The sequence below is a fragment of the Cyanobium sp. BA20m-14 genome (assembly GCF_024346295.1).
This window is the reverse complement of sequence record NZ_JAGQCR010000183.1, coordinates 1-6,662: the sequence shown is the minus strand read 5'-3', so window position 1 is coordinate 6,662 and position 6,662 is coordinate 1. Positions and strand designations below refer to the sequence as shown.

Below are 6,662 nucleotides of genomic sequence, written 5' to 3'. Positions count from 1 at the left end.
ATCGCTTCAGCCGCTGCCAGAGGCGCTGCTCGCCATGCTCCTGCAGGGCCAGGAGCGGCTGGTAGCGCCAACTCTGCTCCTTCCATCCCCCCCCGCCATCGGCCTCCAGCACCAGAAACCCGTGCAGGAAATCGTCGCGGGCATCAGGGTCCGATTCGATGTCATAGAGCAGCACCCCGGGGGCCTGGGCCAGCTCCGGCAACACCGGGCCAGCCCCCAGCCGCTGGGGAATGCCCGTGGCCTGCACCCGGGCCTGGGCAACCAATTCAGCGGCGATCTCACGATGCTGCTCCCCATAGACGGCCAATTCCTCGGCCAATTGCTCCGGGTTCCGGGATGCCAAATCCGGCAGGTTGGTCACCCCCCGCTCCAGCAACATCTCCCGCCGTTTACCGCCAATACCGCTGACCTCGCTGAGGTGCCCCATCGCCGCAGCCTCCCGGTCGCAAGGGCCGCGCCAACTGCAGAGGGTGCACTTCTTGCGGTCGTTCACCAAGGGAGGCGCTGTGGCCTCGGCCAGATCTGCGGAGAGACGCTGCAGGCTCTCATCGAGCTGATGCTGGAGGCCGCCGCCCAGGGCCAGGCGCTCCTGCTGCAGGGCCCGCCCCGCCCCCGCCAACACCAGGCCATGGGGCACGGGAGCCTGCTGGTGCTCTGCCAAAAGGCGGCCCCAGAGGGCGAGCACCAGCCGGGCCTCCCGGGTCAAGCGGTAGCCCTGCCGGGCCAGCACCGGCCTATAGGCGAAATCCCCCCAACGGCTGGTGCCGGCAATGCGCTCCAGCAGGGCGGGGTGGGCCTCCAGCCGCCGCCCCTGGGGGTCATGCCCGCGCAGGCGCAAACCCACCACCCCTGGGGCTCCAGCGGCACAGGCCGCCTCTCCATGGCCCGGCCTGTTTGCCAGCAGGGTCTGAAAGCTGCGTAGCTGGTCACTCAGGGCCAGGGCGCGGTGGGCATTCCAGCGGCGCTCACCAGCCACGCCAAATCGATCCAGCCAGGCGCGGCGCCTGCAGCGCAGCCAGCTGCGCAGCAGGCGGTCGGTAAGGGGCTGGTCGGCGGGGAGGGGCGCAGTCAAGGGGGGCATCCACTCGCAGAGACGCTAGTGCTGAAGAGCGGGCGGCACAGCAGAATCAGCTGAGCTCGGCTTCCGCGCCCCATGGCTTCAGCCCCCCTGCCCTTGGCAGCAAGTCCGATCGCCTTCGGCACCGATGGCTGGCGCGGCATCCTGGGCGTCGACATCACCATGGAGCGCCTGCTGCCAGTCGCGGCGGCCGCGGCCCAGGAATTGGCCCATTCGGCCCCGACAAGCCTCACCAGCAGGGAGGTGATCATCGGCTATGACCGCCGCTTCCTGGCCCCCGAGCTGGCCCAAGCGATCTGCAGCGCCGTGCGGGGCTGCGGCCTGACCCCCCTGCTCTGCGACACCCCCACCCCCACCCCCGCCTCTAGCTGGGCGGTAGTGCAACGCCAGGCCCTGGGAGCTTTGGTGATCACGGCCAGCCACAACCCACCGGAATGGCTGGGGCTGAAAATCAAGGGCCCGTTCGGCGGCTCGGTGGAGGGCGACTTCACCGGCCGTGTTGAAACCCGACTGGCCGCCGGCGGACTGACCGTGCCCATACCTGGCGAGGTTGGCCAATTTGATGCCATGGGCGCCTACGTGGCCGGGCTCCAGGCCAAGGTCAACACCGCCGCCCTGGCCGAGGGGCTGGATCGGCTGGGGCTGACGGTAATCGTGGACCCGATGCACGGCTCCGCAGCCGGGGTGCTGCCGGCCCTGCTGGGGGAAGGGGCCACAAACAGCGGCGCCATCAGCGAGATCCGGGCCCGGCGCGACCCCCTGTTTGGCGGCAACCCTCCCGAGCCCCTGGCGGCCTACCTGGGCGAGCTGATCGGCGCGGTCCAAGCGAGCACCGCCGCGGGGCGGCCGGCCATGGGCATCGTGTTTGACGGCGACGGGGATCGCATCGCAGCCGTGGATGAGCGCGGCCGCTTCTGCAGCACCCAGCTGCTGATGCCCCTGTTCATCGACCATCTGGCCCGGGCCCGCCAGCTGCCGGGAAGCGTGATCAAAACCGTCAGCGGCTCCGACCTGATGCAGCTGGTGGCTGAGGATCTGGGCCGCACGGTGATCGAGATGCCGGTGGGCTTCAAGTACATCGCAGCTGAAATGCTCAGCAGCGAGGTTCTGGTTGGCGGCGAGGAATCGGGTGGCGTGGGCTTCGGGATGCACCTGCCCGAGCGGGACGCACCCTTTGCGGCCCTGCTGCTGATCGAAGCCCTGGTGGAGGGCGGTGTGCCCCTGGGGGAGCGAATAGATGCCTTGCAGCAGCGCTGCGGCGGCGCGGCGGCCTACGACCGGCTCGACCTGCGGCTGGCCAACATGGAAGCCAGGCGGCGTTTGGAAGCCAAGTTGGCAGAGGCCCCCCCCAACGCAGTCGCCGGCTGCCCCGTGCTGGAAGTAGTCACCACCGATGGGGTAAAACTGCGACTCGGCCCCAGCCACTGGCTGATGTTGCGCTTCTCAGGCACCGAACCGCTGCTGCGGCTCTACTGCGAAGCCCCCACGGTCGCTCGGGTGAACGAGGTGTTGGTCTGGGCCCGTGAGCTGGCGGAGGCGGTCTGAGGCCATGACTGCCCTAGACCTAGGCCTAGACCTGGCCCTAGACCCAGCACCCTTGAGCCGATTGGTGATCGCCAGCACCAATGCCGGCAAAATTCGCGAATTTCGCCAGTTATTGGCTGGCATGGACCTGGAAATCGCTGCCCAGCCTGGGGATCTGGAGGTGGAGGAAACAGGTGCAACCTTCGCAGAAAATGCCCGCCTCAAAGCGATCACAGTTGCCAGACACAGCGGCAGCTGGACCCTGGCAGATGATTCGGGCCTCAGCGTCGCTGCCCTCAATGGAGCCCCCGGGGTGCACTCCGCTCGCTACGCAGCCACGGACCCAGCCCGCATCTCCCGACTGCTACACGAACTGGCAGGCAGCAGCGACCGCACAGCCCGATTCAGCGCAGCCCTAGCCCTGGCTGATCCCAATGGCAATGTGCGCATCGAAGTGGAGGGCCTCTGCGCGGGCGTGATTCTCGAGGCCCCCCGCGGCGAGGGGGGGTTTGGCTACGACCCGGTGTTTTTCGTGCCGGAGACCGGCCTCACCTACGCCGAGATGGACCAGACCCTCAAGGGCCGCATCGGCCACCGGGGCCGGGCCTTCGCCCAACTCGATACACCCCTAAGGGAGTTGTTGGGCAGCTGATCAAGTGGCAGCGGCCCAGCTGCCGTGCAGGCCATAGGGGATCGCCAATGGCAGCTCCAGCACTGCCTGTTCAGCCAGATCGTCGGCCCCGAGAATCACCAGGTCAGTGGCGCAGCGGGCTCCGTTCCAGACCGGCACCAACACCCAGCCACTATCTTCAGCAGGCTTGTCTTCGGCAAAGCTGTCTTCGGCAGAAGATGCTGGGCGAGGCACCATCACGGGCTCGGTGACAAAGCCGCGGGGGGCCGCACTCCACAGCCGACGCTCGCCGGTTTGGAGGTCAAGTTTCTCAATGGCCTGTAAGGGACCATTGCCCCGTTCGCACTCCGCCACCGCCATCCAGGCAAAGCGCGCTTCAAGCCCTTGGTGGGCGGGGTTGACCATCGCGAACTCGCAGCAACGCTGCTCCAGCCACTCGCTCTGCACCGTGCCGGAGCGGGGATCGATTCGGCAGCGGCGTAATTGCCCCTCCGGAATCGAGGCGAAGTCGATCTCACGGAAATCAACCTGGGGCCCGATCGAGGGGAAGTCTTTGTAGTAGATCGAATCCACCACCACTTCACCGCTAGCGGGATCCTCAAAGGCATTGAGGTGGTGAAACACAAAACCTTCGGGAGCTGGCAACTGCACTGGTTTGGCGCCGGCATGGTGGCCGCTCTGACGAGGCACTAACCAGAACTGGCCGGCTTCGCCGGGCTTGGAGGCCAGGCACTGGGCCGCCCCCTTCTGGCCAAACACGAAGGGCAGGGGGTTGAAAGCCACAGCGTTCTGAAGAAACACTGCCCAGCTAGGGGTGACGGCGAAATCGTGGAGGAAGGCAAACCCCTTGAAGCTGTGGCTGCTGTCGGCCACCAGCTCACCGGCCCGCACGCCGTCGGGCTGATCCTCGGTGGCGAACTCCATCAGTCGGATCGTGCTGGTGGGGCCCGCCTTGACACCGAAAGTCACCATGCGGGGCTCACCGTGGTGACCTGGATCGAAGCGGGGATGGGCACTGAAGGCCTCACCAGGCTTAAGTACCCCATCAAGCCGTGACAAGCCGCGGGTCTCAAGGGTTAGGGGATCAAGGGCATGGGGCTCGGCCGCCTCCCAGAGCGCCAGCAGCTGATCGCCGAGCCGCACCACATGGGTATTGGCGATGTTCTTGAGGCGCAAATCGAAGGCATTGGCCAAGACACCACCAGGCTTCTGGGTGCCAAACACCCCCCGATAGACGAAGCGCCCGGCCCGCTCTTCGGCCAGCCAGCCCTCAGTACGCACGAAACGGTTGCTCAGGTGGACCTGACCGGCTTCAAATCTGAGGGCCGCGACCATGCCATCGCCGTCGAAGGGGTGATGGACCCAGAGGCCGCCTCGCTCAAGCCGGCCCGGACCATTGCGATACAGGGTGCCCGCCAAATCTTTTGGGATGGTGCCCCGAACGGCAACAACCAACTCGTCACTGAGCTCTAGGCCGACGTTGCGGAAGGCGCCTGACCAGTCAGCTCGGTCGAAACGGGGACCATCCGCAACTGGGGGTGTGGCAGAGGAAATCACGCTGGGCTGGGAAGCAAGGAATTTTTATCTGAAATCTTTCTAGCGGTTTGCCCTCCCAACCGCGTTGATCACCCTGGCCCAGGGGGGCGCAATTCCCATTAAGAACTCGATAGCCGAATAGCCCTAGGCACTTGCCCACACAAGAGATACATTATGGCCACCAAAACCAAATGTATTTTTTATGGCAAAACGCTGGGAAAGATTCACCAGACAGGGCTCAGATGCAGCAGGAATATTCAGGCCTATCTCCGGATCCCGCGGGGTTGAGTTAACGCTCACCGGCACCACGCCAGCCTGAAGGGCCTTAATTGTCAAGACCGATTCCACCGAACCAGCTCCACCCAGCAGATGGCCCAGGGCGCCCTTGGGAGCGGTGACCCAAAGATCCTGGATAGAGGCACCAAAAGCAGTTTCAATCGCCCGGGATTCAGCTAGATCTCCGATCCGGGTACCGGTTGCGTGGGCGCTGATGAAGTTCACATCCTGAGCTGATATATCCGCATCCCGCAGGGCCAAACTGATCGCCCTGGCTGCGTGCACTCCCTCGGGATGGGGTGTAGCCAGATGGTGCGCGTCACTCGTCATCCCGGCACCCATCAGCAGCGCCTGCACGTCCGCATGCCGGGCCCTGGCATCCTCCAGTCGTTCGAGCACAATTGCCCCAGCCCCTTCACTCAGGACAAAGCCCTCACGATCTGCGGCAAACGGGCGACAAGAAGAGGCTGGATCGTCAAGTCTTGAAGAAAGGGCACGCATCTCTGAAAATCCCCGGATCGCGAGGGGATGGATTGCAGATTCAGCCCCCCCCACAAGCACGGCATCAACTTTTCTAGCTTCGAGCAACATCAACCCCCATGCAATCGCCTCAGCACCACCTGCACAGGCTGAAACAGGCGCATGGGCTCCCCCACAGGCTCCGATTTCCATCGAGATCTGCGCTGTGGCAGCGTTGGGCATGGCCATGGCGATGCCCAGCGGATGCAGTCGCTTAGCACCGGAGATGAGCCTTTGATGCTGCTCAAGCATCGTATTAACTCCGCCAATTCCAGTAGCCATAACTACGGCCAACCGCTCGGGGGCAAGCCCCGAATTATGCAAACCACTTGCATTCCAGGCCTGCCTAGATGCCAGCAGGGCAAACTGGCTAAAACGATCCAGCCGACTAACCAGATAGTCACCCAGCTCAGCCACCATATCCAATTTGACTAAACCACCAAGCCTGGACTTGAAAGTTTCAGCCCAGGGCTCAGTAAGCAAGCTGATTCCCGTATCACCTCGAGCGTAGGCGGAATAGGCAGCCTCCGGAGTATTTCCCAGGGGACAGATACAGCCCAATCCGGTTACGGCAACTTGAGCCGACAAGGATTCAGGCATTAGGCCCTTGCACGACAGGCCCACGCACGATGGCAATCAGGTCGGCGATTGTCTTTATGCCTTCAACCTGGGAATCAGTGATTTCAATATGGAAAAGGTCTTCCGCTTCCATGATTAATTCGTAGGCGCCCAGGGAGTCAATGCCAATATCTTCAACCAGCCTGGAATCCATGCCAATCGCAACCGCCTGGGCATCAGGGACGCATTTGCGGATGAGGCCTGCAATTTGAGCGACAATTTGATCATCGGTCATGGCGGAGGTGTCCATGCCGCCCTGGTCACCAGGCTGATCTACCGAATCGTTCACTTTCGCTGCCAACAGCTAGATAGCCTTCCCATTCTATCACCGAATGAGCGATAAGTCACCGACAGCTGTGGTCGCCAGCAGCAAATCAAACAACGAGTCAAACTCCCAATCAAAAGCTAAAAGCAAAAGCCAGGAGCAAACCCAAAACGGGGACAGCGTCTATGGGAAATTCCCTAAGGGGTTCCAGCCCT

The 6,662-nt window shown here is 63.6% G+C and carries 6 protein-coding genes; 2 read left to right on the top strand and 4 right to left on the bottom strand.

Annotated features, from left to right (window positions below; all coding sequences use genetic code 11):
- On the bottom strand, positions 1-1,072 hold a 1,072-nt coding region (locus KBZ07_RS14495), incomplete at its 3' end, for a TM0106 family RecB-like putative nuclease (protein ID WP_254932272.1).
- Between the two features lie 81 nt (positions 1,073-1,153).
- On the opposite strand from KBZ07_RS14495, the gene KBZ07_RS14490 reads away from it, so the two are divergent.
- Complete coding sequence (locus KBZ07_RS14490; RefSeq protein ID WP_254932271.1) at positions 1,154-2,623, top strand: phosphoglucomutase/phosphomannomutase family protein; 1,470 nt, start codon at positions 1,154-1,156, stop codon at positions 2,621-2,623.
- Positions 2,624-2,627: 4 nt separating this feature from the next.
- Positions 2,628-3,254, top strand: coding sequence for an RdgB/HAM1 family non-canonical purine NTP pyrophosphatase (gene rdgB / locus KBZ07_RS14485; RefSeq protein ID WP_254932270.1), 627 nt, complete (start codon positions 2,628-2,630; stop codon positions 3,252-3,254).
- Here the strand turns inward: rdgB and KBZ07_RS14480 are convergent, their stop codons facing one another.
- The 3 genes from KBZ07_RS14480 to KBZ07_RS14470 form a co-directional block, all read right to left on the bottom strand.
- A complete protein-coding gene (locus KBZ07_RS14480) occupies positions 3,255-4,787 on the bottom strand; it encodes a carotenoid oxygenase family protein (protein WP_254932273.1) in 1,533 nt (510 codons plus the stop codon). It abuts the gene before it with no gap.
- 126 nt (positions 4,788-4,913) lie between these two features.
- A complete protein-coding gene (locus KBZ07_RS14475) occupies positions 4,914-6,164 on the bottom strand; it encodes a beta-ketoacyl synthase (RefSeq protein WP_254932269.1) in 1,251 nt (416 codons plus the stop codon).
- Positions 6,157-6,483, bottom strand: a complete 327-nt coding sequence (locus KBZ07_RS14470; protein ID WP_254932268.1) for an acyl carrier protein — start codon at positions 6,481-6,483, stop codon at positions 6,157-6,159. The genes KBZ07_RS14475 and KBZ07_RS14470 overlap by 8 nt, the downstream gene beginning before the upstream one ends.
- Between the last annotated feature and the right edge of the window lie 179 nt (positions 6,484-6,662).